The 1,011-nt window shown below is 69.0% G+C and carries 1 protein-coding gene; it reads left to right on the top strand.

Annotation, left to right across the window (positions count from 1 at the left end):
* On the top strand, nt 1-882 hold an 882-nt coding region (locus G7A99_RS21010), incomplete at its 5' end, for an outer membrane protein (RefSeq protein ID WP_163143846.1).
* Nucleotides 883-1,011 lie beyond the last annotated feature (129 nt).

Raw genomic sequence — 1,011 nt, 5'->3', positions numbered from 1 at the left:
TACGGCCATGCGGGTCTGTCGGCGGCCGAGTTCGATACCCATTACGCCCACGGTGGCAGCATGGTGAGCGATACCGGGACTCAGCGCGGCGTGAGCCTCGGCACGGGTATGGAGCTGTCGCTGACACGCCGGCTATTCGGCAGGCTGGAGTGGCGTTATACGGATTACGACGGCTACGACGTCGATTACGGCAACGGCACCGACCGGTTCTCGCCGGAAGCATCCGCCATCACCCTCGGTCTCGGCTACCGGTTCTTCGACGCCGCGCCGCAGCGCACGGTCAGCCGCAGCCCGGACGTGTTTACCGGTCCATACGTCGGCGCCCAGCTCGGTTGGGGCTCGCTGCACACGGACAACCGGGGCGACAACCGCGGCCAGGCCGGGGTCGGGGATCTCTCCGCGGAGCGAGCCGGGGACGGCGGCGTGGCCGGCGTGTTCGGCGGCTACGGCGCCCGCCTGGGGTCACTCTATCTCGGCGTCGAGGCGGAGGCGGAGCACTCCGAGGCCGGCTGGGACTCCGCCCGGCGGCCCGACAGACGCATTTACTCCGTCGACCGCGGCCCGACCTACGGTCTGGGCCTGCGCGTCGGCTACCTCCTGGGGGGCAACGCCCTGGTCTATGCGCGGGCCGGTCGTGTCCGCGCGGAGCTGGACACGGACTACCGTTTCGACGGCATCGGCGTGCACGTGCGCGATGAGCGGGACGTGTGGGCGACGCGGGCCGGCATTGGCGTCGAGGTCCCGACCTCCGAGCACGCCTTCGTCCGTCTCGACTACACCCGCACGGACTACGAGGACTACTCGATCCGCTACGACACGGGCACCGAGACCTTCGACAGCGACGAGGATCTCTTCCGCATCGGTCTCGGCTATCGGTTCTGACCGGGGAGGCAAGACGTGAACAGCAGCTCAAATAAGCGCATCCGTCGGTGTGTCATGGTGCTCGCCGGCGCGGTGCTCCTGGCAACCGTTGCCGTGGCGGTGGCCGAGGATGCCCACAGTGGCGGACAC

Source organism: Arhodomonas sp. KWT (assembly GCF_010993615.1).
The sequence above is the reverse complement of the archived record's forward strand: the minus strand, read 5'-3'. Positions and strand labels throughout refer to the sequence as shown.